Here is a 24,971-nt window from a genome sequence, read left to right as displayed (position 1 = left end):
GCGGCGGCAACACCAGCCGCTGGTGGTGATGGTGATGGCACCGCGTCGCCGGTGGCGGCTGAGACCGGCACCGGCCCTGGCCAGCAGTGGTGGCAGCGGCCCGCGGCGGTGCCGCTGGCCGCCGGCGCGCTGACCCTCGTCGTGGTGCTGATCGCCGCGGGACGCCGCCAGCTGTGGCGAGACGAGTTCGCGACACTCGACGCCGCCCGAATGGGGCTCCGAGAGCTGTATGCGTTGGTGCAGCAGAAGGATCTGGTGCTCCTTCCGTACTACCTCGGAATGCACTTCTGGGTGCGGCTCTTCGGCGACAGCGAGGTGGCGCTCCGCCTTCCCTCGATGATCGCCGTGGCGATCGCGGCCGCCCTGACGGCCCTGCAGGGCCGAATGTTGTACGGCCCACGGGTGGGTCTGCTGGCTGGCGTGCTGTTCGGGCTCCTACCGGTCGTGACCCGGTACGGGCAGGAGGCGCGGCCCTACGGTCTGGTCATCGCCGCGGTGGCGGCGGCCGGCCTGTTCGCGGTGATGGCGACGCAGCGGCACTCCCGCGTGGCCTGGATCTGTTACGCCCTCATGCTCGTCCTGGTCGGCTGGCTGCACCTGATCGCCCTGGTGGTGCTGCCCGCACATGGCCTGCTCGTCCTGCTGGAGGCCCGCCGACGGCAGAGTTGGCAGCCGGTCACCTGGTGGATGGGTGCGACAGCGGCCGCTGTCGCAGTCCTGTCACCGCTGGTGTGGCTGGCCAAGGCACAGAGCGGTCAGATCGCGTGGATCCAACCCGTTTCGGTGGGCGACCTCAGCGAGTGGATGCTGGAGTTGCCCGGCGCGATCGGGGTCGGCGGGGTGCTGTTGGGCCTCGGCATCCTCGGCTGTGTCGGCGGTGGACCCCGCGTCGGCTACCTCGCCGCCTGGGCCCTCGGTCCGTTGATTCTGCTGTGGGCGCTGACTCCCGTCATGCTGCTCTTCACCGAGCGCTACGTGCTGTTCGTGCTGCCCGCGTGGTGCCTGTTGGCGGCCGCCGGGGTGCAGGTCGCCGCCCAGCGGTTGAGTACGTTCACCGTGGCGGTCCCAGTGCTGGTGCTCCTCGTGGGTCTCAGCAGCCACGTCGCGCTCAGGGCTCCGGTCACCGAGTTCGAACCCGACCTGCGGGGCGCCGCGGCGGTGATCGACCAGCAGCGACGTACGGGTGACCTGGTGGCGTACACCGGCCCGTTCCCGTGGTGGGCGAACGCTGGCATCAAGTACTACCTGCAGGAGAAGCCGCTCCCCGAGGTGTTCCAAGCGACCGAGGGGCAGGCGACGCCGAACTACCGGGCGTGGTGCGGCGGGCCGGCCAAGTGCCTGGACACCAGGGCCCGGATCTGGCTGATCAACACGAAACCGTCCACCACCAAGCTGACCTCGTTCGCGGGGATGAATCCCGAGGTGGAGAAGGCGCTGCGGGCCCGGTTCGTGGTGACCCAGGTGGACCGCTTCACCGACGTGAGCGTCTCACTGCTCACCCCCCGGCCCAAGAAGGGGTGACTGACGGGCCGTTACGGTCGTCCGTCAGTCACCTTCGCCAGCCAGCCCACTCGGGGCTCAGCTGGAACGGGCCGGGTGTTCAGGCGGGCGGCAGCACCTTGGCGACCAGCTTGGCCAGCTCACGCAACGCCTTGCCCCGGTGGCTGATGGCGTCCTTCTCCGCCGGGGTCAGCTCGGCGTTGGTCCGGTCCTGCCCGTCGCCCAGGAAGATCGGGTCGTAGCCGAAGCCGCCGTCACCGCGCGGTGCGCGCAGCACCCGCCCAGGCTGCCGGCCGTCGACGAGGTGCTCCTTGCCGCCGGGCAGCACCAACGCCACGGTGCAGACGAACGAGGCGGCCCGCTGCTCGTCGGGCACGTCGGCGATCTGATCCAGCACCAGCTGAAGGTTGGCCCGGTCGTCGCCGTGCTTGCCGGACCAGCGGGCGCTGAACACGCCCGGCATCCCGTTGAGCGCGTCGACGGCGAGCCCGGAGTCGTCGGCGATGGTCGGCAACCCGCTCTGCCGGCACCCCTCCCGCGCCTTGATCAGCGCGTTCTCGCCGAAGGTCAGGCCGGTCTCCGGCAGTTCGGCGTACTGCTCGACGTCGTCCAGCCCGAGCAGGGCGATCCGGTGCGCGCCGAGCGCACCGTCCAGGATCCGCTGCAGCTCGACGAGCTTCTTGCGGTTACGCGTGGCGAGCAGGACCTTGTTCATGCTGAATCACCTTTGTTCGCGACTGCGGGGCTCGCAAGCTCACTCCTCGCGCTCACGGGGAGGTAAGTGCCTTTCGCTGGGCTTCGGCCAACTCGGCGCACCCGGCGACGGCCAGGTCGAGCAGGGCGTCGAGCTGGTCGCGGGCGAACACGCCCGCCTCGCCGGTGCCCTGCACCTCGACGAAGTCGCCCGCGCCGGTGCACACCACGTTCATGTCCACCTCGGCGGCGACGTCCTCCTCGTAGCAGAGGTCGAGCCGGGCCTCCCCCGCGATGATGCCCACGCTGACCGCGGCCACCGACCGGTGCATCACCTTCTCCGGCTTGCCGGCCAACGCCTTGCGGGCGGCAAGCCAGCCCACCGCGTCGTGCAACGCGACGTACGCGCCGGTGATCGCGGCGGTGCGGGTGCCTCCGTCGGCCTGAAGCACGTCGCAGTCGAGCACGATCGAGTTCTCGCCGAGCGCCTTGAGGTCGATGCTGGCCCGCAGGCTACGGCCGATCAGCCGGGAGATCTCGTGGGTGCGGCCACCGACCCGGCCCTTGACGCTCTCCCGGTCGGAGCGGGTGTTGGTGGCCCGGGGCAGCATCGCGTACTCGGCGGTCACCCAGCCGAGCCCGGAGCCCTTGCGCCAGCGGGGCACGCCCTCGGTGACGCTCGCCGTGCAGAGCACCCGGGTGCCACCGAACTCGACGAGCACCGAGCCCTCCGGGTGGGTGCTCCAGCCACGGGTCAGAGTCACCGGTCGGAGTTGAGAGGGCCCTCGCCCGTCAGGTCGCGCCATGCCTGCACCTTATGCGGTGCGGTGATCCGCCGCGCTCGGGGTGCCCCGGCGAACGTCGGCGCCGTGCACACTGAGGAACCCGTCGACAGCGGCCGGCCAGCCGAACTCCTCGGCTCGCGCCTGGGGCGGCCCGGCACCGTGAGACGGACCTGCCGGGTCAGACGTCGTAGCTGGCGCCGGGCCGGACCACCTCGAGCGGCCCGGTGTACGCGGAGGCGGCCGACTCCAGGGTGTGCGCCTCGCTGCCCCAGGCGGGCACCAGGTGGGTCAGCAGCAGCCGGCCCACAGCGGCCTTGGTGGCCGCCTCACCGGCCTCCCGACCGGTGAGGTGCAGATCCGGTGGATTGTCCATCCCGTCGAGGTAACTGGCCTCGCAGAGGAAGACGTCGGCGTTCTGCGCCAGCCGCAGCAGCGCCTCGCACGGCGCGGTGTCCGACGAGTAGCACAGCGACCGGCCGTCGTGCTCCAGCCGCACGCCGTACGTCTCGACGGGGTGGTTGACCCGGTCGACGGTGACGGCGAACGGGCCGATCGGGAAGGTGCCCGGCTGGAGCGCGTAGAACTGGTACACGTCCTCCACCGACCCGTCGTCGCCGTACGCGGCGCTGAGCCGGTCCGGGGCGCCGGCGGGCGCGTACACCGGCAGGGCCGGGTAGGGGCCGTCCGGGGCGTAGCGGCGCACCACGACGTAGAGCACGGCGTCGAACATGTGGTCGCAGTGCAGGTGGGTCAGCAGGATCGCGTCCGGGGCGTGCAGCCCCGCGTACCGCTGGAGGCTGGACAGCGAGCCCGAGCCGAAGTCGACCAGGAGCCGGAAGCCGTCAGCCTCGACGAGATAGGCCGAGCAGGGCGACTCGGGGCCAGGAAAACTGCCGGCGCTCCCCAGGACGGTCAGTCGCATCGAGTGGTCTCGCTGTCACTATCAGTAGCACCCGTGCCGGCGATCGTCCCGGCCATGATCTCTACCGACGCGTACGCCACGCTGCGCAGCCTACGCTGACACGCCCGGCAGCAAGAATCATCCAACGGAAGTTGTCACGAACGTGACACCGGCTCGCGGTACGCCGGGCAGCCAACGGGCCGTCGACGGATGTCGACGGCCCGTAGTCGGCAGACCAGATCGGTCAGGCCCAGAGCTGCCCCTCCAGGGCGTCCTCGGCATCGGCGAGCGTGCCGCCGTACGCGCCGGTGGACAGGTACTTCCACCCGCCGTCGCAGACCACGAAGGCCACGTCGGCCCGCCGGCCGTCGCGAACCGCCTCGTGCGCCACCGCCAGCGCGGCGTGCAGGATGGCACCGGTGGAGAACCCGGCGAAGATGCCCTCCACCTCCACCAGCTGGCGGGTGCGCAGCACCGCGTCCCGGGTGCCGACCGAGAAACGCCGGGAGAGCACCGAGGCGTCGTAGAGCTCGGGCACGTAGCCCTCGTCGATGTTGCGCAGGCCGTAGACCAACTCGCCGTAGCGCGGCTCGGCGGCCACCACCTGAATGCCCTCGACCTTTTCCCGCAGGTACCGCCCGGTGCCCATCAGGGTGCCGGTGGTGCCCAGCCCCGCCACGAAGTGCGTGATGCTGGGCAGGTCGTGCAGCAGCTCCGGCCCGGTCGTCTCGTAGTGCGCCCGCGCGTTCGCCTCGTTGCCGTACTGGTAGAGCATCACCCAGTCCGGGTGCTCGGCGGCGATCTGCTTGGCGGTGGCGACCGCCTGGTTGGAACCGCCCGCCGCCGGCGAGAAGATGATCTCGGCCCCGTACATCCGGAGCAACTGGACCCGCTCGGTGGAGACGTTCTCGGGCATCACGCAGACCAGTCGGTAGCCGCGCAGCTTCGCCACCATCGCCAGCGAGATGCCGGTGTTGCCACTCGTCGGTTCGAGGATGGTGTCACCCGCGCGGAGTCGGCCGGACTCCTCCGCCGCCCGGACCATGAACAGCGCCGCGCGGTCCTTGATGCTGCCGGTGGGGTTGCGGTCCTCCAGTTTGGCCCAGAGCCGCACCGGAGGGGCCCCGTCGGGCACCGTCGGGGAGAGCCGGGGCAGACCGACGAGCGGCGTGCCCCCGCAGGCGTCGAGCAGGCTGTCGTACCGCGCCATGGCGGCCGACCTCAGCGAGCCGCGACGGCGTCGCCGGCCACCACGGCCGCCGCGCTGTGCGAGCTGATCGCCGCCGCCGCGGCGAAGCCGAACGCGCCGCCGGCCACGGCCGGCAGGATGGTGACGCTGTCGCCGTCGGAGAGCTTCGCGTCCAGCGCGCCGAGAAAACGGACGTCCTCGTCGTTGACGTAGACGTTGACGAAACGGTGCAGCGTGCCCCCGTCGGTGATCAGCCGGCCGCGCAGACCGCCGTGCCGGGAATCCAGGTCGGTGAGCAGATCGGCGAGCGTGTCGCCGGTGCCCTCGACGACCTTTGCGCCGCCGGTGTAGCTGCGCAGGATGGTGGGGATGCGAACCTCGATAGCCATGATGTCGAACTCCTCGATCGGGTGTGCCTACGGTGACGGGACGAGACGGTTGCGGCGCTGACGGGTCAGCGGCCGGAACACTCGTAATCGACCGTCGCCGGGCTCTGCCCGAACATGTAGGACTGCACGGCGTGCGGGTCGACGCCGGCCTCCACGACACGGACCGGCTCCTCGGTGACCACACCGTCGACGATCCGGAACGACCGGATCTCCTCCGAGTCGGGCTCACGGGTCGAGACGAGCAGGTAGTGCGCCCCCGGCTCACCGGCGAAGGCGACATCCGTCCGCGACGGGTACGCCTCGGTGGCGGTGTGCGAGTGGTAGATGACGACGGGTTCCTCGTCCCGATCGTCCATCTCCCGCCACACGCGCAGGTGCTCCATCGAGTCGAACTCGTAGAAGGTCATCGAGCGGGCGGCATTGTCCATCGGGATGTGCCGGGTCGGGGTGTCGCTGCCGACGGGACCGGCGACGACGCCGCACGCCTCGTCGGGGTGGTCCCGCCGCGCGTGGGCGACGATCGCGTCGATGATCGACCGGTCGATGCTCAGCACGTGCACCAGCCTAACGCCTGTCGAGCACAGGCCGAAGTGGTGCCGGTCACCCCTAGTCGATCAAGGCGTTGAGCAGCGACTCCTGTAGATATCCGAGATACGCGTAGACCGAAAGCTGGAACACCCTGCTGGAACCCGGGTCCTCAGCGACCGCGTCGTCCAACTCCTCGCCCAGATCCGTGCCGTCCTTGATCTCCAGGCGGACACCCATCGCGAGCCGGGCGTCGTTCAGTGCCCGCAACCACGCCTCGGCGGCCTCGGCGTCCAGCCGCACCTCGCCACCGGCGTCGTCCGGCAACGCGGCCAGGATCGCCCCCGCCTGATCGATCTTCGCGGTCTTCAGGTCGCCCTCGGTGTAGCGGCGAAATTCGGCGGTGCCCGGAGCGTCCTGCGGGTAGACCGCCGGGAAGAGCCGACCGACGACCGGGTCGGTGTGGTCGAAGCCGTCGGTGAGCAGACCCACCACCTCGGAGGCGACCTTCCGCAGCACCCGCACCTCGTCGACGGCGAAGACGGCCACGTAGTGACCGGCCTGGCGACGGAACATGCTCATGATCTGTCCACCGTCGCCCAGAGCCCGTACGCGTGCAGTTGCGACGCGTCGTGCTCCATCCGCTCGCGGGCGCCGGTGGAGACCACGGCACGCCCCTTGTGGTGCACGTCCAGCATCAGCTGTTCGGCCCTCTCCCGGCTGTAGCCGAAAAGCTTCTGGAAAACCCAGGTCACGTACGTCATCAGGTTGACCGGGTCGTCCCACACGATCGTCACCCACTGCCGGTCGGACGCCGGCACCTCGTCAGTGTCCGGCGTCTCGACCGGTACAACCTGCGGAGCCGCCATGCCCCCCATCGTGCCACCGGTTTCCCGGAACCGAGGAACCGGAACGCCGGCCCGGCGCGGATCACCCACTCCGGGCACTCCCGACCCGCTCTGGACGCCGCCGAGCGCCGGGTCGGGCCCGGACCCGGGCCAACCGGCGGGCGCGCCGTCAGGCGAGCAGGATGCCGTGATCAACTGCATCGGAGAGCACCACGCCCAGCGAGAGGCGGATCACCTCGAACCGTCGGGAGATCTCCCTGGACAACCCCAGCTCGACCTCGCGCACCGCCCGCTGGGACCAGGCCCGCGCCGCGCTGTGGTTGTCGTTGCCGGGGGTACGCCACTGCTGCCAGCACCCGCCGGAGAGCGCCACCGCGACCGGTGGGAGCACCTCGTCACGGGACGCCACCGGATAGCTGGCGGCGGCGTCGATCGCCTCCGGGCCGGTCAACTCGGCCACCCCGGCCGTACTGGTGATCAACAGCACCTTGTCCAACTCCTGGCCGGGCCGGTGATCCGCCAGGCCGTACTGCACAGCGGCGGCGATCCGACGTCGCACGCCTTCGCTCGGCGGAACGCCCAACACCCGGGAGGCGACGTCGGTCACGATGCCGCGCACCGCCTGATCGCACTGCGCGGTGGCCAACAGCGACAACGCCGCCATCTCCCGGTCGAGCAGATCCGGCAGGCCGGCACAGCCGACTCCGAACACGATCTCCTGAACGGCCCGCAGGTGGATGTTCGCCAACTCCAGGGCGAGGTGCTGGCGGATCCGCTGAGCACACGAGCGGGCGTGACGGTCGAGCCGTTCGGACCAGTCACCCGGATCGGCGGCCACGGCGACGCGACCCTGCTGGCCCGGCACTACCGGTGGGCCGACGCTGGCCCGCTGCAAACCCTCACGCGACGCCCAACCCACCAGCGCCCGCCGCAGGTCGCCGGCGGAGGCGGCGTCGTCGACCGGGAACCACCGCGCGCCGGCCAACGCCGGCACCGCGGCCAGCAGCGCGGCCCGATGCGCCTCCACCGTCACCGCTACCGCGTCCACCTCGGTCTGCGCACCCCCGACCGGCGGGACGGACGCCCCCGCGCCCTCCGTAGTCGCCGTGCCGTCGGCCAGCGGAGCCCAACCCGCCGCGCCGGGGGTGACCGCGAAGACGACCTCCACCGAGGTCGAGGCGACTTCGGCGAGCAGGTTCAACTCGGCGGCGGTGAAAGCCTGGTCGGCGGCGATCACGAAGAGCAGCGCGCCGGCCCGGCCCGCCGCTTCGAGCAGCACCTGGGTGCCGGCGACGCCGAGGGTGGCGGTGTCCGGAACGTCGATCAGGGCGAAGTGCCGCAGCAGCGGCTCGGGCACTGTCAGCTCGACCCGCCGGGGCGGGCGAGCCAACGCCGGACCGGCGGCGTCCCGGTCCGCGCCGTACGAGTGCGGCTGGCGGTAACCGGGCACGAACGCCGCCCGGGTGGGCACCTGGGCGTTGCGCACCACCAACCAGCTGCCGGCGGGCACGGTGAGCATGACCGGGTCGAGCCCGAGCAGTGTGGCGAGCACGGCACGCCGCTCGGCACCGGCCGGACCGACGGCGACCACACCGAGCGGCTCGTCCGGGGCGGGGCCCGCCACGCCGATCCGGGTGGGGAGCGGGCCGCAGGTGGGTAGGTCGGTTGGGCCGGTCATGTCGTCCGACGAGTCGACCGAGGGGAGAGGGCCCTGCTTCATCAGGTGCCTCCCGTTGCAGGTGGTCGGAGGTCCGGTCGCGAAATTTTCCGGTACGTCAACCCGGATGTCGGAAGACTACGGGCGGGCCGACGACCGGGCAGAACACCCCGAATACTCACCGGTAATTGTGCGCTTACTCAACTTCGCACCGTGACGGTGCGGGCGCGGACGGATTTCGATCGATATGCTGCGCGGATGAGTCGATGGGAGTTCGTCGGCCGCACGGATGAGCTCAACCGCCTGCTGGAGGCGGTGACCGGTGAGGCCGGCCGGGGGCTCTTCTTCAGCGGCAGCGCTGGCATCGGCAAGAGTCGGTTGCTGCGCGAGGGCGTGGGCGCCCTGCCCACCGACCGGTTCGCGATCTGGTCCATCGCCGCGAGCGCCACCACCGCGGCGCTGCCGTTCGGCGGCCTGGTCCAGGTCCTCCCCGCCGAGCAGCCCCAGGGCCTCTCCCCCGCCGGCGTCCTGCGCTGGGCGCTCAACGTGCTGCAACAGCAGGCGGCCGGCCGACGGATCGTGCTCGCCATCGACGACGCCCACCTGCTCGACCCACCCTCGGCCGCACTGGTGCACCTGGTCGCCCGCGCCGAGAACGCCACAGTGGTCGGCACCCTGCGCGACGGCGAGCAGATCCCGCTGCCGATCCGCGCGCTCTGGACCGACGACCTGGTCGAGCACGTGGAGCTGACCCCGATGCCGCAGGCGGAGACCGCTGGTCTGCTGGCGGCGATCCTGGGCGGCCCGGTCGACCCCGGCTCCGCCGACCGGCTCGGCCGACTGTCGTCCGGCAACCCGCTGCTGCTGCGTGAGCTGGTGCACGCCGCCAACGGCAGCGCCGAGCTGAAGCAGACGTACGGGATCTGGAAGTGGACCGGGCGGTTGGAGCTGGCGCCGAACCTGACCGACCTCATCGACACCCGGGTCGGAAAGCTCACCGACGGCGTCCGCGCGGTGGTCGAGCTTGTCGCGTTCGGCGAACCGCTCGGCCTGCAACTACTCAAGCAGGCCGCCGATCAGAAGGACGTGGAGACCGCCGAGGAGCGCGGGCTGATCACCGTGGACCAGCACGACCGGCGCACCAACGTCCGGCTGGCCCACCCGCTCTACGGCGAGGTGATGCGCCGGCGCTGTCCGGTCAGCCGCACCCGCCGGCTTCAGGCACACCTCGCGGAGCTGATCGAGCAGGTCGGCAAGCGCCGCCGCGACGACCTGCTGCGGGTGGCCGTCTGGCGACTCGACTCGGGCACCGCACAGGACCCGGCCCTGCTGCTGGAGGCCGCCGTACAGGCGTTCACCCGCTACGACGTGCCGCTGGCGACGCGCCTGGCGCGGGCCGCGCTGAACGCCGACGGCGGCTCCGACGCGGCCGAGCTGCTGGCCACCATCCTGATGTTCGCCGACCGGCCCGGCGAGGCGATCGACGTCCTCGACGCGGTGCCCCCGGAGCCCGGTGACGAGCGACGGCTCTGCCGCTGGCTGACAGTGCGCGGCATGGTCAGCTACTGGGGGTTGAGCCAGGAGTCCACGGTGGAGGAGATCGCCGACCGGGTCGAGCAGCTCAGCGACTCCGCCGACCGGGCCCGGGTGCACGCCTTCGAGGCGATCATGCGCCTGCACCGGCTGGACACCGCCGCCGCGGTGCGGCTCAGCCAACGTGTCCTGGACCGGCCGGCGGCCGGCGTCGCCGCCCGCGAGCTGGCCCGTTCCACGATCGCGTACGTCCAGGCCGCACAGGGCGAGCTGACCCGCAGCGGTACGGCGATCGCCCAGGTGCACTCGGCAGCGGCCAACTGGCGCACCGACATGCCGTACCTCCAACTGGCCCTGGAGTTGGCCCGCGGCACCCGGCTCATGCTCACCGGCGACCTGACCGGAATCGACGCGATCGTCGCCGACGAGTTCGCCGACCTCGCCGGGGAGGGTGACTTCCGCCTCGGCACCGGATACCTGGCAATCCTTCAGGCGTACGCGTTCCGGCTGCGCGGGCAGAGCGGCGCCGCCATGCGGACCTCCCTGAGTGCCTGTGCGGTGCTGGCCACGAGTCGGGTCTACGCCGGTCTGGCCCAGGCCGAACGCGCCCAGTCGGCGGCGCTGCGCGGCGACGCCGTGCAGGCGGCTGCGGCGATGGCCGAGGCCGACCGCACCCACGCGCCGGGAATGGCGGTGCTCTACCCGTGGCTGGAGCAGGCCCGGGGCGCGTCGCTTGCCGCCGGTGGCGACCTGCCGGGCGCGATCAAGCACCTCGGCGACCTGGTGGATCGGCTGCGCTCGGACGGCTTCGCCGGGCACGAGGTGCACGTTCTGCACGACCTGGTTCGACTGGATCAGGCAGGCATGGCGGTCGGGCCCACCTGTTCCGACGGTGGTCGGCGCACCGTCGCGCAGCGCCTCGCCGAGCTCTCCGAGCGGGTCGACGGGGTGTTGCCGCCGCTGTTGGCCCGGCACGCCCGCGCCGCGGTGACCGACTCCCCCGCTGATCTGCTCGCGGTCGCCGACGACTACGCCGCGCTGGAGTTGACCGTGTACGCGGCCGAGGCCACCTCCCAGGCCGTTCAGCGGCTGCGCCGGCGGCAGTCGGCGGCGGCCAACGACGCCCGGGAGCGTCTCGCCGGGTTGCTCGGGCGCTGCGACCTGATCCGGACGCCGGCGCTCCAGGCCGGCGCGCCGGTGCTCACCGAGCGGGAGTGGCAGGTGGCTCGCCTCGCCGCGCACGGTGCGGCCAGCCGGGCCATCGCCGAACGGCTCTACCTGTCGGCGCGCACTGTGGAGAACCACCTCCAGCGGATCTACGCCAAGCTCGGCGTGACCAGCCGGGCCGAGCTGTGGGCGGCGTTACGGTCGATCCCGGGCCACGACGGCGGCGACGCGGGCTGAACCTTAGGCTGGGGCGGTGAGCATCCACCGCCCCGCGCTGCTGACCGACCACTACGAGCTGACGATGGTCAGCGCGGCCCTGAAGGACGGCACCGCCGACCGCCGGTGTGTCTTCGAGGTGTTCAGCCGCCGGTTGCCCAGTGGCCGCCGGTACGGCGTGGTCGCCGGGACGGCCCGACTGATCGAGCTGATCCGCGACTTCCGGTTCGATCCCAGCGAGGTGGAGTTCCTGCTGCGGACCGGGGTGGTCGACGAGATGGCGGCGGCCTGGCTCACCGACTACCGCTTCAGCGGGGACGTCGACGGCTACGCCGAGGGCGAGCTGTTCTTCCCCGGTTCACCGATCCTCACCGTCTCCGGCGGTTTCGCCGAGTGTGTGGTGCTGGAGACGCTGGTGCTGTCCGTGCTCAACCACGACAGTGCGGTGGCCGCCGCGGCGGCGCGGATGGTGACCGCGGCGCGCGGCCGGGCGCTCATCGAGATGGGGTCGCGCCGGGCGCACGAGGAGGCGGCGGTGGCCGCGGCGCGGGCGGCGTACCTGGCCGGTTTCCGGTTCACGTCCAACCTCGCCGCCGGTGCGCTCTACGGTATTCCGACGGCGGGCACGGCGGCGCACGCCTTCACCCTGCTGCACGACGACGAGCGGGCGGCGTTCGCCTCGCAGGTCGCCACGCTGGGCAAGGACACCACGCTGCTGGTCGACACGTACGACATCAGCCAGGGCATCCGCAACGCGATTGCGGTGGCCGGGCCGGAGCTGCGGGCGGTACGCATCGACTCCGGCGACCTCGCGGTGATCGCTCAGCAGTCCCGGGAGCTGCTCGACTCGTTGGGCGCCACCGAAACCAAGATCATCGTTTCGGGTGACCTGGACGAGTACGCGATCGCCGCGCTGGCCGCCGAGCCGGTCGACATGTACGGCGCCGGCACGGCCGTGGTCACCGGTTCCGGGGCACCGACCGCCGGGTTGGTGTACAAGCTGGTCGAGGTCGAGGGACGGCCGGTGGTGAAGCGCTCCGAGCACAAGGCGACGATCGGAGGGCGGAAGGTCGCGGTCCGCCGGCACAAGCCGACCGGCACCGCCACCGAGGAGATCATCGTCCCGCAGGGCGTTCCGGACCGGCAGCCCAACGACCGCCTGCTCCAGCAGTCGTTCGTGGTCGCCGGGGAGCCGGTGCCGCTGCCGACGCTCGACGAGTCGCGGGAGCACCTGCGGGAGTGCCTGATCTCCATCCCGTGGGAGGGACTGAAGCTCTCGGCCGGCGACCCGGCCGTGCCGGTCACCGTCGTACCCGCTGGTTGAGCCTTCCGCCGATCCGATCTCGAAGGGGAACCCCTGATGGCCAACGCGCTGATCATCGTGGACGTGCAGAACGACTTCTGCGAGGGCGGCTCGCTGGCCGTCGCCGGTGGGGCCGGGGTGGCCGCCGGGATCTCCCGGCTCCTCGCCGCCGAGCCGGACCGGTGGACGCACGTGGTCGCCACCAAGGACTACCACGTCGACCCGGGCGCCCACTTCGGCGATCCGCCGGACTTCGTGGAGTCCTGGCCCCGGCACTGCGTGGTCGGCACCAGCGGTTCGGAGTTCCACAGCGAACTGGACACCGCCCGGATCGAGGCGATCTTCCACAAGGGCGAGCACGCGGCGGCGTACTCCGGTTTCGAGGGGCATGCCGACGACGGCGAGTGCCTGGCCGACTGGCTGCGCCGGCACGGCGTGGACCGGGTCGACCTGGTCGGCATCGCCACGGACCACTGCGTGCGGGCGACCGCGCTGGACGCCGCCCGGGAGGGTTTCGCCACCACCGTGCTGCTCGAGTTGACCGCCGCCGTCGCCCCGGCGACCACCGACGTGGCCCTGCGCGCGATGGAGGGCGCCGGGGTGATCATGCACGGGCAGCCTGTGATCAGGGCCGCATGAGCCGCTAATTCGTTGGCCAAGGGGCCGCCGCCGGTTGAGGATGTCGCCGGAGGTACGGACCCACGTGAACATGAAGCCTTACCGGCGGGCACTCGCCCTGCCCGGCCTGCGATCGCTGCTGGTGGTCGCCGTCCTCGCCCGCATCCCGCTCACCGCGACCGGGGTGACGCTGACCTTCCACGTGGTGTTCGACCTTGACCGCGGTTACGGGGCGGCCGGCCTGGTCGGCGCGGCGGTCACCGTCGGCGCGGCGATCGGCGGGCCGATTCTCGGTCGGCTGGTGGACCAGCGGGGTCTCCGCCCGGTCCTGGTGCTCACCGGCATCGCGGAGGCGATCTTCTGGTCCACCGCGCCCACACTGCCGTACCCAGTGCTCCTGCCCGCCGCGTTCGTGGCCGGCTCGCTGGCCCTGCCGATCTTCTCGGTGGTCCGTCAGTCGATCGCCGCGCTGGTCCCGGAGGACCAGCGCCGCCCGGCGTACGCGTTGGACTCGATGTCGGTGGAGCTGTCGTTCATGATCGGCCCGGCGTTGGCCGTCGCGCTGGTCACCGCGATCTCCGCGCAGACCACCATGTACCTGGTCGGCGGCGGCATCGTGGCCGCCGGCATCGCCCTGTGGCTGGTCAACCCGCCGATCCGCGAAGCCACCACCGGGGAGCCCAGCGGACCGGCCCAGCGGGTGCCTCGCCGGCAGTGGCTGACGCCCCGGCTGCTCGCCGTACTGGCCCTCAGCACCGCTGCGACACTGGTGCTCGGCGGCACCGACGTGGCGGTGGTCGCGGTGCTCCGGGCCAGCGGTGAGGTCGGTTGGACTGGCGCGGTGCTGGCCATCTGGGCGGTCGCCTCGCTGGCCGGCGGGTTCGCCTACGGGGCCGTGCACCGATCGTTCTCCCCACTGGCGTTGACCGCCGCACTCGCCCTGTGCACCATCCCGGTCGGGCTGGGCGGCGCGCACTGGTGGCTGCTGTGCCTGGCGCTGATCCCGGCCGGTGCGCTCTGCGCGCCGACCATCGCGGCCAGTTCGGACGCGGTCAGCCGCCTGGTCCCGGCCCAGGTACGCGGTGAGGCGATGGGACTGCACGGGTCGGCGGTCACCGTGGGCATCGCGATCGGTGCGCCGCTCGCCGGAGCGGTGATCGACGCCAGCTCGCCGGCCTGGGGTTTCGTGGTCACCGGGGCACTCGGTGCGCTGGTCACGGTGGTGGTGCTCCCGATCGAGCTGCGTCGCCGTCGCGCCGCCGCATCCGTCCCACCGCCCGTCGAGGCGGACCTCACCCCCGCCGCCCGCTAACGGTCTGACCCAGGCCGGGCCGGGCTGGACTGAGGCAGCTCCGCCGGCAGGCGAGCCGGAACGGGTCGGGGCAGCCGTGCGCCGACCTAATTGGGTGAGTGTGCCGCCCGGCAGTTTCCGGCCGGCGCGCTGTCTGGGGCAGCAAGATACCGGGGTGACTGCGGATCGAGGTGGCCACCGGGCCACCGGACCACCGGACCACCGGGCCACCGGACCACCGGGCCACCGGGCCACCGGGCCACCGGGCCACCGGGCCACCGGGCCACCGGGCCACCGGGCCACCGGGCCACCGGGCTACCGGGCCGCATACCTGCTGGTGATCGTGATGTCTGTGAGTCATCGTGATGACTCACAGACATCACGCTCACCAGGGACATGGCCTGCCCCGGGGCCAGGCCGCGCCGGCCAAGCCGCGCCGACGCCGGGTTAGGCCGAGCCGAGCCAAGCTACGCCGACGCCGAGTCAGGCCGCGCCGGGCCGGGCCGGGCCGGGCCGGGCCGGGCCGGGCCGGGCCGGGCCGGGCCGGGCCGGGCCGGGCCGGGCCGGGCCGGGCCGGGCCGGGCCGGGCCGGGCCGGGCCGGGCCGGACTGAGCCGACACCGAGCCCAGGCCCTGCAGACGCTACGGAAGGCAGCCGCCGGTAAGCGGCGTGGAGCGGCTGGAACGAGGCGAGACGCGAGAGTGACAGCGGCTGGACATGGCGACGGGCGCCGCTCCCGGTGTCCCGGGGGCGGCGCCCGTCGTACTGCTGCGGTTGAGCGTCAGTGCCGATCGATGTCGCTGGCGGTGTCCTCGCGGTAGCTCGCGCCACCGTCGGACTCGCTGGTGAGCGGCTTGGCGCCACCCTCCGGCGGGCCGGCCACGCTCTGGCCGGCGGCCAGCTCGGGGAACTTCGCGTCGAACGCCGGCCGCTCGGAGCGGATGCGCGGCATGCGGTCGAAGTTGCGCAGCGGCGGCGGGCTGCTGGTCGCCCACTCCAGCGAGTTGCCGTGACCCCAGGGGTCGTTCACCTCGACCACCGGGCCGGTCTTGTACGACTTCCAGCAGTTGTAGATGAACGGCAGCGTGGAGATACCGGTGATGAACGCGCCGATGGTGGAGATCATGTTCAGCGTGGTGAAGCCGTCGCTGGGCAGGTAGTCGGCGTAGCGGCGGGGCATGCCCTCGTTGCCGAGCCAGTGCTGCACCAGGAACGTGGTGTGGAACCCGATCATGGTGAGCCAGAAGTGCACCTTGCCCAGGCGCTCGTCGAGCATCCGGCCGAACATCTTCGGGAACCAGAAGTAGATGCCGGCGAAGACGGCGAACACGATGGTGCCGAAGAGCACGTAGTGGAAGTGCGCCACCACGAAGTACGAGTCCGACACGTGGAAGTCGATCGGCGGGCTGGCCAGCAGCACACCGGTGAGACCACCGAAGAGGAACGTGACAAGGAAGCCGACCGCCCAGAGCATGGGCGTCTCGAAGCTGATCTGGCCCCGCCACATGGTGCCGATCCAGTTGAAGAACTTCATACCGGTCGGCACGGCGATCAGGTAGCTCAGGAAGCTGAAGAACGGCAGCAGCACCTGGCCGGTGGCGAACATGTGGTGCGCCCAGACGCTCATGGAGAGCGCGGCGATCGCGACGGTCGCGGCGACCAGACCCTTGTAGCCGAAGATCGGCTTGCGGGAGAAGACCGGGATGACCTCGCTGATGATGCCGAAGAACGGCAACGCCACGATGTAGACCTCGGGGTGCCCGAAGAACCAGAACAGGTGCTGCCAGAGCATTGGCCCACCGGTTGCGGGGTCGTACACGTGCGCGCCGAGGATGCGGTCCGCGGCGAGCGCGAAGAGCGCGGCGGCCAGCAGCGGGAAGACCAGGATCACCAGAAGGCTGGTGACCAGGATGTTCCACGTGAAGATCGGCATCCGGAACATGGTCATGCCGGGCGCGCGCAGGGTCAGCACCGTGGTGATCATGTTCACGGCGCCGAGGATGGTGCCCAGACCGGAGATGGCCAGACCCATGATCCACATGTTGGCGCCGACGCCGGGCGAGTGCTCGACGCTGCTCAGCGGCGCGTACGCGAACCAACCGAAGTCGGCGGCGCCACCCGGGGTGATGAACCCGGCCGTCGCCATCGTCCCGCCGAACAGGTACAGCCAGTAGGCGAAGCTGTTCAGCCGGGGGAAGGAGACGTCGGGCGCGCCGATCTGGATCGGCACGATGTAGTTGGCGAAGGCGAACACGATCGGCGTCGCGAAGAACAGCAACATGATCGTGCCGTGCATGGTGAAGAGCTGGTTGTACTGCTCGGGCGACAGGAACTGCAGCCCTGGCCGGGCCAGCTCAGCCCGCATGATCAGCGCCATCAGGCCGCCGATCATGAAGAACACGAACGCGGTGACCATGTACATGATCCCGATTTGCTTCGCGTCCGTGGTTCGCAGCAGCCGCGCGATGGCCGACCCCTTGACCGGCTCCCGGACCGGCCAGGGCCGGGTCACGACCGGCTTGGGTGCGACGGTGGTCACGAGTGGCCTCCGGTTCTCGGTTGTCCCGCTCGGCACACGCTGGTTATCGGCGGGCCGTCATCCGCAAGGAGGATAGTCCCCGGCAGGTCGCAGCGCCGCGTGGGGTGGCGTGACACGATCTACAACGGGCCTACAGCGGGCCGAGCAGGAGCCGGTAGTGCTCCCCGAAGATCCGGTCGCCGCGTCCGCGCAGCAGCGGGTCGCGCAGCGCCGGGGGCACGTCCCTGGTCCGGTTGCGGTCCCGGGTCCGGTCGGCCACCCATCGGGTACGCGGGCGGCGACGGCTCTCGTACGCCACCAGCGCCGCCTCCACGCTGTTGGCGGCGCGCAGCGACTCGGCCAGCACCACGGCGTCCTCCAACGCCATGGCCGCGCCCTGCGACAGCGTCGGGGCGGTGGCGTGCGCCGCGTCGCCGACCAGCAGCACGCGCCCCCGGTGCCAACGGCCCAGCTCCACCTCGTCGGTGATCCCGACGTGCACCTCGTCGAGCGCCGCCAGCACCTCGGGCACCGGGCCGCGGTAGTCGGCGAGGAGGTCCCGCAGCCGCGCGAGGGGGTCGGCGGGTTCCTCGGTGCCGGCCTCGTCGGCGTAGAGGTGCAGTCGCCCGGCGCCGATCGGCACCATCAGGAACCCGGAGCGCTGGCCGAGCAGTGCGGTCCACTCGGTGACCGGTGGGCCGTCGCGCAGGACGGCCCGGTAGACCACCTGCCCGACCGGGCGCGGCGGCCCACCGAGGGCGGCCAGCGCGCGGACCGAGGACCGTGGCCCGTCGGCGCCGATGACCAGGTCGTACTCGGTGGTGGTGCCGTCGGTGAAGGTGACGCCGACGGCACCGGGGAGCAGGTCCAGGGTGCGGACCTCGGCGCCGTGCCGGACCGCGCCGCCGGCACCGCTGAGCAGCACCCGGTGCAGGTCGGCGCGGGGTAGTGCCCGGCACTCGCCGACGCCGGCCCAGAGGGCGTCGAGGTCGACCTCGCAGAGTTGCGCGCCCGCGGCGTCGAAGAACCGCTGCCGGTGGATCACCTGCCCGACCGGCCGGACCGGGTCGTGCAGGTCGAGCCGGTGCAGTGCGCGGGCGGCGTTGCCGGGCAGGTAGAGACCGGTCTCGGTGGACTCCCCCGGTGGCAGCTTGTCGGTGACGTCGGGCCGGAAGCCCGCCAGGCGCAGCGCCCGGGCTACGGACAGGCCGGCGATGCCCGCGCCGACGACGAGGATGCGCAGGGGGGAGCCACCCATGGTGGTGTACGCCTCCGGAGGGGGAGCGGCACGCGTTGGAGGCAACACGCTACTCGGAGCGATCGGCGCACACCAGGCCCAATCGGCCCGCACCCCGCCGCTCGTCGGCGACCCGTGCCGTTTGGCCGGCCGGCCGTCGCCGGCCGTAAGGCGGGGATGGCAATCCTCACAATTTGCCAGTTCATCCCCGACGGTTGCGCGTCAGTTTCAGACATGTAAATGTGTCGTTGAGCGTGGGAGCGCTCCCGCACTGCCCCACCACATCCGGCGCCCGGCACGCGCCGAGTCAAGGAGCGTCATGAAACGTCAACTTCGGGCCCTGGCCGTCGCCGGGTTGCTGGTCGCCAGTTCCCTGGTGGCCGTGACCTTCGGCGGCACCGCCTCCGCCGACACCCTGATCTGCGAACAGTACGGCTCGACCACCATCCAGGGCCGCTACGTCGTGCAGAACAACCGCTGGGGCACCACCGCCCAGCAGTGCATCAACGTCACCAGCAGCGGCTTCGAGATCACCACCCTGAACGGCAGCAGCCCGACCAACGGCGCGCCCACCGCGTACCCCTCGGTGTTCTTCGGTTGCCACTACACCAACTGCTCCCCCGGCACGAACCTGCCGATCCAGGTGAGCCAGATCAGCAGCGCCACCAGCAGCATCTCCTACCGCTACGTCAGCGGCGCCACCTACAACGCGTCGTACGACATCTGGCTGGACCCGTCGCCGAAGCGGGACGGGGTGAACCAGATGGAGATCATGATCTGGCTCAACCGGCAGGGCCCGATCCAGCCCATCGGCTCGGTGGTCGGCACGACGAACCTGGCCGGCCGCACCTGGGAGGTCTGGCGGGGCAGCAACGGCTCCAACAACGTCATCTCGTACGTCGCGCAGTCGGCGATCTCCAGCCTGAACTTCAGCGTGCTGGACTTCATCAACGACACCCGCAACCGGGGCGCGATCACCAACTCCTGGTATCTGACCAGCATCCAGGCCGGCTTCGAGCCGTGGCAGGGCGGCGTCGGCCTGGCCGTGACGTCGTTCTCGGCCAACGTCAACGGCGGCGGCAACCCCACCAACCCGCCGCCGACCACTCCGCCGCCGGGCGGTGGTGCGAGCTGCGCGGTGAAGTACACGGCGAACTCGTGGAACAACGGCTTCACCGCCGACGTGCAGATCACCAACACCGGGTCCAGCGCGATCAACGGCTGGACGATGAACTACAACCTGCCCAGCGGGCAGACCGTCACCAACGCCTGGAACGCCACGGTGAGTCAGAGCGGGTCCGCGGTGACCGCCCGGAACGTGAGCCACAACGGGTCCATCGCACCCGGGGGCACTGCCAGCTTCGGCTACCAGGGGACGGTGAACGGGTCGTACTCGTCGCCGAGCAGCTTCTCGCTCAACGGGGCGACCTGCTCCCGCAACTGACCTGACGGCTGGGGGCGTGACCGTCCGTCGCGCCCCCACCGCAAACGGGAGCGGGCCACCGGGAGGAGTCAGGGCGTGCGCGGAGCCGCGCACGCCCTGATCCGTCCCCCCAGACGACGATTCAGAATGAACCAAAGAACCGGTCCCACCAGTCAGGTTCCCCGGAACCGTGGAAGCGCAGGTGGGCAACTCCGTCATAGCGGTTCATCAAGAGTTCTTCCGGAATCACCAGGTGTCCCGAGCCGACGAGAGCCTGCTTGACCTCTTCGAGGTCGCTGGCGTCCAGTGCGCCTTCGGCGCATGCCTCGTCGGTGCTCAGAAAGGCACCGGGGTTGTCGGCGGCGACCATGGCCAACGGCTTGAACTTGCTCACCAGGACGACGATCCGCGTTCCGCTGACCGTAGATTCCCCCGGCACTTCGATCCGCGCGTACTGTGCGGAGTCTTGAATGTCTCGCTCGATCTCGCAACTCGTCGAGAAGCGAGACTCGATATCTGCGGCGAGGATGCCGCACGAGGCCGCAAGCTCCGTTCTGCTGTAGCCAGCGGGAAACTCCAGCCATTCGGGATCATCGAGGCGACGTAACACCGCCATCAGGTTCGCATCTCGCTCCATGACTCTCCTGCTCAGCTCCCACCCTGCGGAGATCCACTCGGCTTCCGTGAAGTCGGGGCATCCTCGCACGTGGGATGCCCCGACTTCCTGAAAGGCGAGCGGATCAAGACCGGGCCGGGCCGCGTCAAGCCCGGGCGGGGCCGCGTCGGAGGTCAGACGCGGGTGAGGCGTACCGCGTCGGCGATGACCAGGCCGCTGGAGCTGCTCCACCGGCTCACACCGACCCGGTTGGCGTCGCCCGCCGGCAGGGCGAACGTGCCGAGGGCGCGCCACTGCCCGCCGGTGGCCCGTTGGTCGACCCGGACGGTCTGGTTGCCGCTGCTGGTGGCGACGATGTACGGGGCGGCGCTGTTGTAGCCCGAGTTCGCCGGCCACCAGGCCTCGACCCGGTAGTTGCCGGCGGCCGGGACGTTGAACCGGTACCAGGCGACATCGCTGGCGGCGACCGGTTCGGCGTAGCGGTAGTCAGCCCCGTAGCGCTGACTGGAGTACGACGACACGCCCCAGTTGGCGCTGGCGGTGAACCGACCGCTGGTGGTGTTGTCCACGGTTGCGGACCAGGTCGTGCCGCCGCCGGCCATCTTCGCCGCCACGTCGGCGCGCATGACGTTCAGGTCGATGAAGGACGGGTCGATCTTGCCGGTGGTGCTGGTTTCCCGGTGGCCCCGGGCGTAGCTGCTGTCCCGGCCGAGGCGGGTGAGCACGGCGGCGGTGGCGGCGACCGACGCGTTGTACTGCGCGGCCGTCATCTCCTGGTTGACACCGTTGTAGTCGATCTCCCACCCGATCATCAGGGTGTTGCCGTCCCCGGACGGGATCGGTCCACTGCCGCCGCTGACCCCGGCGTGGTTGCAGCGGCCGGCGGAGATGACGTGGAAGACGCCGTTGTAGTCGACGAGCGCCTGGCACAGCGGCCCCGGCAGGTCGGAGCGGCCGTTGATGCAGATGCCGAGGGCCGGGTGCGGGTTGCTGGCGCTCGAGGTCGAGGCGGTGTGGTGCCAGAGCACTCCGATCGGGTCGAAGGAGCCGGGGCGCATCCGGTTGAGCCAGTCGCCCTCGACGACGACCTGGACCCCGGCGGCCCGCAGCACGTCCACCAGCCAGGGGATCGTCGCCATCAGGCGTCCGCGAGCAGGTCGGCGAGGCACTCGGCCTTCGGCGCGGCGCTGGCCGGGGCGGGTCGGGCGACGACGGTCAGCGCGGCGACCAGCAGGGCGGGGATGCCCAGCACCCCACGGCGGCGCAGACGGACGGATGGTGATCGGGTCATGGCGATCCTCCAGCGACGGCGGGCACGAACGGATCGACGAACGTGATGACGGGCACGCTATACCGTCACGTACGTCGATGTCGATACCCTTCATCAGCGGGTCACCCGCTGAAGGAATCCGCCGATCAGCCCTCGCCGAGCGCGTCGATGTCGCGCATCTCCTCCGCCGTCAGCGAGAAGTGGAAGACGTCGAAGTTGGCGGTGATCCGCTCCGGGGTCACCGACTTCGGAATCGCCACGATCTCGTGGTCGATGTGCCACCGCAGCACCACCTGCGCGGGCGAGACGCCGTGCGCGGCGGCGATCCTGACCAGCACCGGGTCACTGAGGTCACTGGTCTTGAACGGGCTGTACCCCTCCAGCACCACACCCCGGTCCCGGTGCTCGGCGTGCCGCTGCCGGTCGTACAGCGCGGGGCTCCACTCGATCTGGTTGACCGCCGGGTTCTCCTCGGTGGACTGGATCAGCTCGTCGATCTGAGCGGTGCTGTAGTTGCTGACGCCGATGGCCCGGGTGAGATTCTCGTCCCGGGCGGCGATCAGCTCCCGCCAGAGCGGGATGCTGTCGGCCGGCGACCTCGGCGGCCAGTGGATCAGCCAGAGTTCCAGGTGGTCGACGCCGAGCGCCTCCAGGCTGGCCTCCAGCGTCTGCCGCTCCCGGCCCACCTGGTTGGGCGGCAGCTTGGTGGTGATGAAGACGTCCTCCCGGCGCAGCCCGCTCTCGCGCACCGCACGGCCGACCTCCCGCTCGTTGCCGTACACGGTGGCGGTGTCGAGGTGCCGGTAGCCGGTGTCGAGCGCCGCCAGCACGGCGTCGTACCCGGCCTGGCCGGTGGCCTGCCAGGTGCCGAAGCCGAGCAGGGGCATCCGCACGTCACCGGGGAGCAGGGCGGTGGGCTGGTCGGTGAGGTCCATGAGGTCCGTTCTACCCCGCCGCGCCCCCGACCGCCGAGTGAACCGGACACTGGGGCGTCCAGCGCACCGGTCGGTTTTGCCGGAGAATGCGGGTGTGACCGACCGGCTGCGGGAGTACCGGCGACGGCGGGACGCGGCCCGCACACCCGAGCCGGTGCCGCAGGGCCCGCCGTCGGCCGGCCCCGACGCCGCCCGCTTCGTCATCCAGCAGCACCACGCCCGCAGCCTGCACTGGGACCTGCGCCTGGAGCACGACGGGGTGCTCGCGTCCTGGGCGGTGCCACGCGGGCTGCCACGCGATCCGGGTCGCAACCACCTCGCCGTGCACACCGAGGATCACCCGATGGAGTACCTCGACTTCGCCGGCGAGATCCCCGCCGGTGAGTACGGCGGGGGCCGGATGCTGATCCACGACCGGGGCACCTACCACTGCGAGAAGTGGCGCGACGACGAGGTGATCGTGACCCTCGCCGGTGACCGGACCGCAGGGCGCTACGTGCTGTTCGCCACCGGCGGGCGGGACTGGATGGTCCGCCGCACCGACCCCGCGCCACCCGGCTGGACAACGATGCCGGATCTGGTCCGGCCGATGCACGCCACGCCCGCCGCCGGGCTCCCCCGCGACAGCGCCGCCTGGGGATACGAGCTGCGCTGGGACGGCGTCCGGGCGATGGCGTACGTCTCCGGCGGCCGGCTGCGGCTGCTCTCCGAGACCGACGAGGACATCACCGGCGGATATCAGTGGCTGCGCGCGATGGCCGAGGCGCTCGCCCCCACCGAGGCGGTGCTCGACGGTGTGCTGGTGCGCATCGACGGTGCCGGCCGGGTGCGTCCGAGCACCGGCAGCCGGCTCCCCGCCGACGCCCAGTACCTGATCGTCGACCTGCTCTGGCTGGAGGGCGTGAGCAGCGTCGACGTGCCGTACGCGCAACGCCGGGAGCTGCTCGATGGGCTGGCCTTGGCCGGTGCGCACTGGCAGACTCCGCCGTGGTTCCCGGGCGCGGGCGACGAGGCCCTGCGTGCCGGGCAGGAACAGGGCCTGCCGGGCGTGGTCGCCAAACGGCTGGACTCGGTCTACGAGCCGGGGCGGCGCAGCCGACGCTGGCTGGGCATCGACGCGGTCTGACGCGAGGAGCGACGTGTACCTGACCCACCTGGACTGCCCGCGGTGCGGCAAGGAGCACGCCGCCGACCGGTTACAGAACCTCTGCGACTGCGGGTCGCCGCTGCTCGCCCGCTACGACCTGCCAGCCGTGGCGAAGGCGGTCACCCCGGAACGCTTTCCGCTGCGCCCGGCCGATCTGTGGCGCTACCGGGAGCTGCTGCCGGTGGCCGATCCCCGGCACGTCACCACGCTGGGCGAGGGTTGGACGCCACTGCTGCGCACTCCGGCGTACGGCACCGAGATCGGCATCGCGGACCTGATGGTCAAGGACGAGGGGCTGATCCCGACCGGCTCGTTCAAGGCCCGGGGCGCCGCGGTCGGCGTGAGCCGGGCCCGTGAGCTGGGCGTCGAGCGGGTCGCGATGCCCACCAACGGCAACGCCGGGTCGGCCTGGGCCACCTACGCCGCGCGGGCCGGGATGGGCGCGACGATCGTCATGCCGTTGAGCGCGCCGAGCATCTGCCGGCGGGAGTGCGTCGCCGCCGGGGCCGACCTGCGCCTGATCGACGGGCTGATCGGCGACGCCGGCCGGCGGGTGGCCGAGCTGATCGCGGAGTCGAACGGGGCGATCTTCGACGCCGGCACGCTGCGCGAGCCCTACCGGCTGGAGGGCAAGAAGACGATGGGGTACGAGATCGTCGAGCAGCTCGGCTGGCAGGTGCCGGACGTGATCATCTACCCGACGGGCGGCGGTGTCGGCCTGATCGGCATCCACAAGGCGCTGCACGAGCTGCGCGAGCTGGGCTGGGTCGGTGACAAGCTGCCCCGGCTGGTGGCCGTGCAGTCCACCGGCTGCGCGCCGATCGTGCGGGCGTTCGCCGCCGGCGAGAATCGGGCGCAGCCGTGGGCGGACGCGCACACCGTGGCGTTCGGCATCACGGTGCCGGCCCCGCTGGGCGACGAGCTGATCCTGGCGGCGCTGCGGGAGTCGTCCGGCACGGCCGTCGCCGTCGACGACGCGGACATCCTGGCCGACCTGCGGGAGTTCGCCGGTCGGGAGGGGCTGCTGCTCTGCCCCGAGGGTGCGGCCTGCCTGACGGCGGCGCGGCAGCTGCGCGCCGGCGGGTGGATCCGGGCCGGCGAACGGGTGGTGGTGCTCAACACCGGCGCCGGGCTGAAGTATCCGGACACTGTCGACGTGTCCGGCGTACCCGTGCTGGCGTGAGAGCCGGCACCCCGCGGACCGCGGGGT

Annotated in this window: 23 protein-coding genes; 8 read left to right on the top strand and 15 right to left on the bottom strand. The window is 71.5% G+C overall.

Translation table 11 applies throughout. From position 1 onward, the window contains the following. Positions 1-51 precede the first annotated feature (51 nt). Positions 52-1,521 (top strand): glycosyltransferase family 39 protein, encoded by a 1,470-nt coding sequence (locus KBX26_RS08900; RefSeq protein WP_210865136.1) that lies wholly within the window; start codon positions 52-54, stop codon positions 1,519-1,521. A gap of 79 nt (positions 1,522-1,600) precedes the next feature. Here the strand turns inward: KBX26_RS08900 and rdgB are convergent, their stop codons facing one another. From rdgB to KBX26_RS08855, 9 genes are all read right to left on the bottom strand, one after another. Further along, positions 1,601-2,215 carry an RdgB/HAM1 family non-canonical purine NTP pyrophosphatase gene (gene rdgB / locus KBX26_RS08895; RefSeq protein ID WP_030331263.1) on the bottom strand — a complete coding sequence of 205 codons (615 nt, stop codon included), beginning with the start codon at positions 2,213-2,215 and terminating at the stop codon, positions 1,601-1,603. Between the two features lie 52 nt (positions 2,216-2,267). Beyond that, positions 2,268-2,999 (bottom strand): ribonuclease PH, encoded by a 732-nt coding sequence (gene rph, locus KBX26_RS08890; RefSeq protein WP_210865135.1) that lies wholly within the window; start codon positions 2,997-2,999, stop codon positions 2,268-2,270. Between the two features lie 157 nt (positions 3,000-3,156). Next, positions 3,157-3,900 carry an MBL fold metallo-hydrolase gene (locus KBX26_RS08885; protein ID WP_030331266.1) on the bottom strand — a complete coding sequence of 248 codons (744 nt, stop codon included), beginning with the start codon at positions 3,898-3,900 and terminating at the stop codon, positions 3,157-3,159. A 223-nt stretch (positions 3,901-4,123) separates the two neighbouring features. Beyond that, a complete protein-coding gene (locus tag KBX26_RS08880) occupies positions 4,124-5,089 on the bottom strand; it encodes a PLP-dependent cysteine synthase family protein (RefSeq protein ID WP_210865134.1) in 966 nt (321 codons plus the stop codon). Positions 5,090-5,100: 11 nt separating this feature from the next. Next, on the bottom strand, positions 5,101-5,457 hold the full coding sequence (locus KBX26_RS08875; protein WP_210865133.1) for a MoaD family protein: 357 nt from the start codon (positions 5,455-5,457) through the stop codon (positions 5,101-5,103). Positions 5,458-5,522: 65 nt separating this feature from the next. After that, entirely contained in the window at positions 5,523-6,011 is a 489-nt protein-coding gene (locus KBX26_RS08870) for a Mov34/MPN/PAD-1 family protein (RefSeq protein WP_030331272.1), read from the bottom strand. A 52-nt stretch (positions 6,012-6,063) separates the two neighbouring features. Further along, positions 6,064-6,564, bottom strand: coding sequence for a DUF2017 domain-containing protein (locus KBX26_RS08865; protein ID WP_030331274.1), 501 nt, complete (start codon positions 6,562-6,564; stop codon positions 6,064-6,066). Continuing rightward, positions 6,561-6,851 (bottom strand): ATP-dependent Clp protease adapter ClpS, encoded by a 291-nt coding sequence (clpS, locus tag KBX26_RS08860; protein ID WP_030331276.1) that lies wholly within the window; start codon positions 6,849-6,851, stop codon positions 6,561-6,563. The genes KBX26_RS08865 and clpS overlap by 4 nt, the downstream gene beginning before the upstream one ends. 148 nt (positions 6,852-6,999) lie before the next feature. Further along, positions 7,000-8,550 (bottom strand): hypothetical protein, encoded by a 1,551-nt coding sequence (locus tag KBX26_RS08855; protein ID WP_210865132.1) that lies wholly within the window; start codon positions 8,548-8,550, stop codon positions 7,000-7,002. 195 nt (positions 8,551-8,745) lie between these two features. On the opposite strand from KBX26_RS08855, the gene KBX26_RS08850 reads away from it, so the two are divergent. Genes KBX26_RS08850 through KBX26_RS08835 form a run of 4 tightly spaced genes read left to right on the top strand, consistent with a single transcriptional unit; the run spans position 8,746 to position 14,636 of the window. Continuing rightward, positions 8,746-11,424 (top strand): LuxR C-terminal-related transcriptional regulator, encoded by a 2,679-nt coding sequence (locus KBX26_RS08850; protein ID WP_210858732.1) that lies wholly within the window; start codon positions 8,746-8,748, stop codon positions 11,422-11,424. Positions 11,425-11,440: 16 nt separating this feature from the next. Next, positions 11,441-12,727, top strand: coding sequence for a nicotinate phosphoribosyltransferase (locus KBX26_RS08845; protein WP_210865131.1), 1,287 nt, complete (start codon positions 11,441-11,443; stop codon positions 12,725-12,727). Positions 12,728-12,763: 36 nt separating this feature from the next. Then, entirely contained in the window at positions 12,764-13,345 is a 582-nt protein-coding gene (locus KBX26_RS08840) for an isochorismatase family protein (RefSeq protein ID WP_210858734.1), read from the top strand. Positions 13,346-13,385: 40 nt separating this feature from the next. Further along, positions 13,386-14,636 carry an MFS transporter gene (locus tag KBX26_RS08835; RefSeq protein ID WP_030331284.1) on the top strand — a complete coding sequence of 417 codons (1,251 nt, stop codon included), beginning with the start codon at positions 13,386-13,388 and terminating at the stop codon, positions 14,634-14,636. 760 nt (positions 14,637-15,396) lie between these two features. Here KBX26_RS08835 and ctaD read toward each other — a convergent pair. Then, entirely contained in the window at positions 15,397-17,154 is a 1,758-nt protein-coding gene (gene ctaD, locus KBX26_RS08830) for a cytochrome c oxidase subunit I (RefSeq protein WP_030331286.1), read from the bottom strand. A gap of 130 nt (positions 17,155-17,284) precedes the next feature. Then, a complete protein-coding gene (locus KBX26_RS08825; RefSeq protein WP_210865130.1) occupies positions 17,285-18,391 on the bottom strand; it encodes an FAD-dependent monooxygenase in 1,107 nt (368 codons plus the stop codon). 298 nt (positions 18,392-18,689) lie between these two features. On the opposite strand from KBX26_RS08825, the gene KBX26_RS08820 reads away from it, so the two are divergent. Then, complete coding sequence (locus KBX26_RS08820; protein ID WP_030331290.1) at positions 18,690-19,814, top strand: cellulose binding domain-containing protein; 1,125 nt, start codon at positions 18,690-18,692, stop codon at positions 19,812-19,814. A gap of 121 nt (positions 19,815-19,935) precedes the next feature. On the opposite strand, the gene KBX26_RS08815 is transcribed toward KBX26_RS08820, so the two are convergent. The 4 genes from KBX26_RS08815 to KBX26_RS08800 all read right to left on the bottom strand — a co-directional run bounded on the left by KBX26_RS08815 (position 19,936) and on the right by KBX26_RS08800 (position 22,614). Further along, positions 19,936-20,430, bottom strand: a complete 495-nt coding sequence (locus tag KBX26_RS08815; RefSeq protein ID WP_210865129.1) for a hypothetical protein — start codon at positions 20,428-20,430, stop codon at positions 19,936-19,938. A 152-nt stretch (positions 20,431-20,582) separates the two neighbouring features. Then, positions 20,583-21,548: an N-acetylmuramoyl-L-alanine amidase gene (locus KBX26_RS08810; RefSeq protein ID WP_030331295.1), complete on the bottom strand. Its 966-nt coding sequence runs from the start codon at positions 21,546-21,548 to the stop codon at positions 20,583-20,585. After that, positions 21,548-21,700, bottom strand: a complete 153-nt coding sequence (locus KBX26_RS08805) for a hypothetical protein (RefSeq protein WP_167337296.1) — start codon at positions 21,698-21,700, stop codon at positions 21,548-21,550. Before KBX26_RS08805 ends, KBX26_RS08810 begins: the two co-directional genes overlap by 1 nt. Before the next feature lie 125 nt (positions 21,701-21,825). Beyond that, positions 21,826-22,614, bottom strand: coding sequence for an aldo/keto reductase (locus tag KBX26_RS08800; RefSeq protein WP_210865128.1), 789 nt, complete (start codon positions 22,612-22,614; stop codon positions 21,826-21,828). Between the two features lie 94 nt (positions 22,615-22,708). On the opposite strand from KBX26_RS08800, the gene KBX26_RS08795 reads away from it, so the two are divergent. After that, on the top strand, positions 22,709-23,740 hold the full coding sequence (locus tag KBX26_RS08795; protein ID WP_210865127.1) for a DNA polymerase ligase N-terminal domain-containing protein: 1,032 nt from the start codon (positions 22,709-22,711) through the stop codon (positions 23,738-23,740). A 13-nt stretch (positions 23,741-23,753) separates the two neighbouring features. After that, entirely contained in the window at positions 23,754-24,944 is a 1,191-nt protein-coding gene (locus tag KBX26_RS08790) for a threonine synthase (RefSeq protein ID WP_210858670.1), read from the top strand. Positions 24,945-24,971 lie beyond the last annotated feature (27 nt).

The sequence above is a fragment of the Micromonospora sp. C97 genome (genome assembly GCF_018070385.1).
Taxonomy (GTDB): domain Bacteria; phylum Actinomycetota; class Actinomycetes; order Mycobacteriales; family Micromonosporaceae; genus Micromonospora; species Micromonospora parva.
This window is presented reverse-complemented; position numbering and strand designations above follow the sequence as displayed.

Bases quoted from the DNA above. Each gene is read 5' to 3' on its own strand.
- rdgB (WP_030331263.1), bottom strand. From the start codon at position 2,215: ATGAACAAGGTCCTGCTCGCCACGCGTAACCGCAAGAAGCTCGTCGAG.
- rph (WP_210865135.1), bottom strand. From the start codon at position 2,999: ATGGCGCGACCTGACGGGCGAGGGCCCTCTCAACTCCGACCGGTGACT.
- KBX26_RS08885 (WP_030331266.1), bottom strand. From the start codon at position 3,900: ATGCGACTGACCGTCCTGGGGAGCGCCGGCAGTTTTCCTGGCCCCGAG.
- KBX26_RS08880 (WP_210865134.1), bottom strand. From the start codon at position 5,089: ATGGCGCGGTACGACAGCCTGCTCGACGCCTGCGGGGGCACGCCGCTC.
- KBX26_RS08875 (WP_210865133.1), bottom strand. From the start codon at position 5,457: ATGGCTATCGAGGTTCGCATCCCCACCATCCTGCGCAGCTACACCGGC.
- KBX26_RS08865 (WP_030331274.1), bottom strand. From the start codon at position 6,564: ATGAGCATGTTCCGTCGCCAGGCCGGTCACTACGTGGCCGTCTTCGCC.
- clpS (WP_030331276.1), bottom strand. From the start codon at position 6,851: ATGGCGGCTCCGCAGGTTGTACCGGTCGAGACGCCGGACACTGACGAG.
- KBX26_RS08855 (WP_210865132.1), bottom strand. From the start codon at position 8,550: ATGAAGCAGGGCCCTCTCCCCTCGGTCGACTCGTCGGACGACATGACC.
- KBX26_RS08850 (WP_210858732.1), top strand. From the start codon at position 8,746: ATGAGTCGATGGGAGTTCGTCGGCCGCACGGATGAGCTCAACCGCCTG.
- KBX26_RS08840 (WP_210858734.1), top strand. From the start codon at position 12,764: ATGGCCAACGCGCTGATCATCGTGGACGTGCAGAACGACTTCTGCGAG.
- KBX26_RS08835 (WP_030331284.1), top strand. From the start codon at position 13,386: ATGTCGCCGGAGGTACGGACCCACGTGAACATGAAGCCTTACCGGCGG.
- KBX26_RS08825 (WP_210865130.1), bottom strand. From the start codon at position 18,391: ATGGGTGGCTCCCCCCTGCGCATCCTCGTCGTCGGCGCGGGCATCGCC.
- KBX26_RS08820 (WP_030331290.1), top strand. From the start codon at position 18,690: ATGAAACGTCAACTTCGGGCCCTGGCCGTCGCCGGGTTGCTGGTCGCC.
- KBX26_RS08815 (WP_210865129.1), bottom strand. From the start codon at position 20,430: ATGGAGCGAGATGCGAACCTGATGGCGGTGTTACGTCGCCTCGATGAT.
- KBX26_RS08810 (WP_030331295.1), bottom strand. From the start codon at position 21,548: ATGGCGACGATCCCCTGGCTGGTGGACGTGCTGCGGGCCGCCGGGGTC.
- KBX26_RS08805 (WP_167337296.1), bottom strand. From the start codon at position 21,700: ATGACCCGATCACCATCCGTCCGTCTGCGCCGCCGTGGGGTGCTGGGC.
- KBX26_RS08800 (WP_210865128.1), bottom strand. From the start codon at position 22,614: ATGGACCTCACCGACCAGCCCACCGCCCTGCTCCCCGGTGACGTGCGG.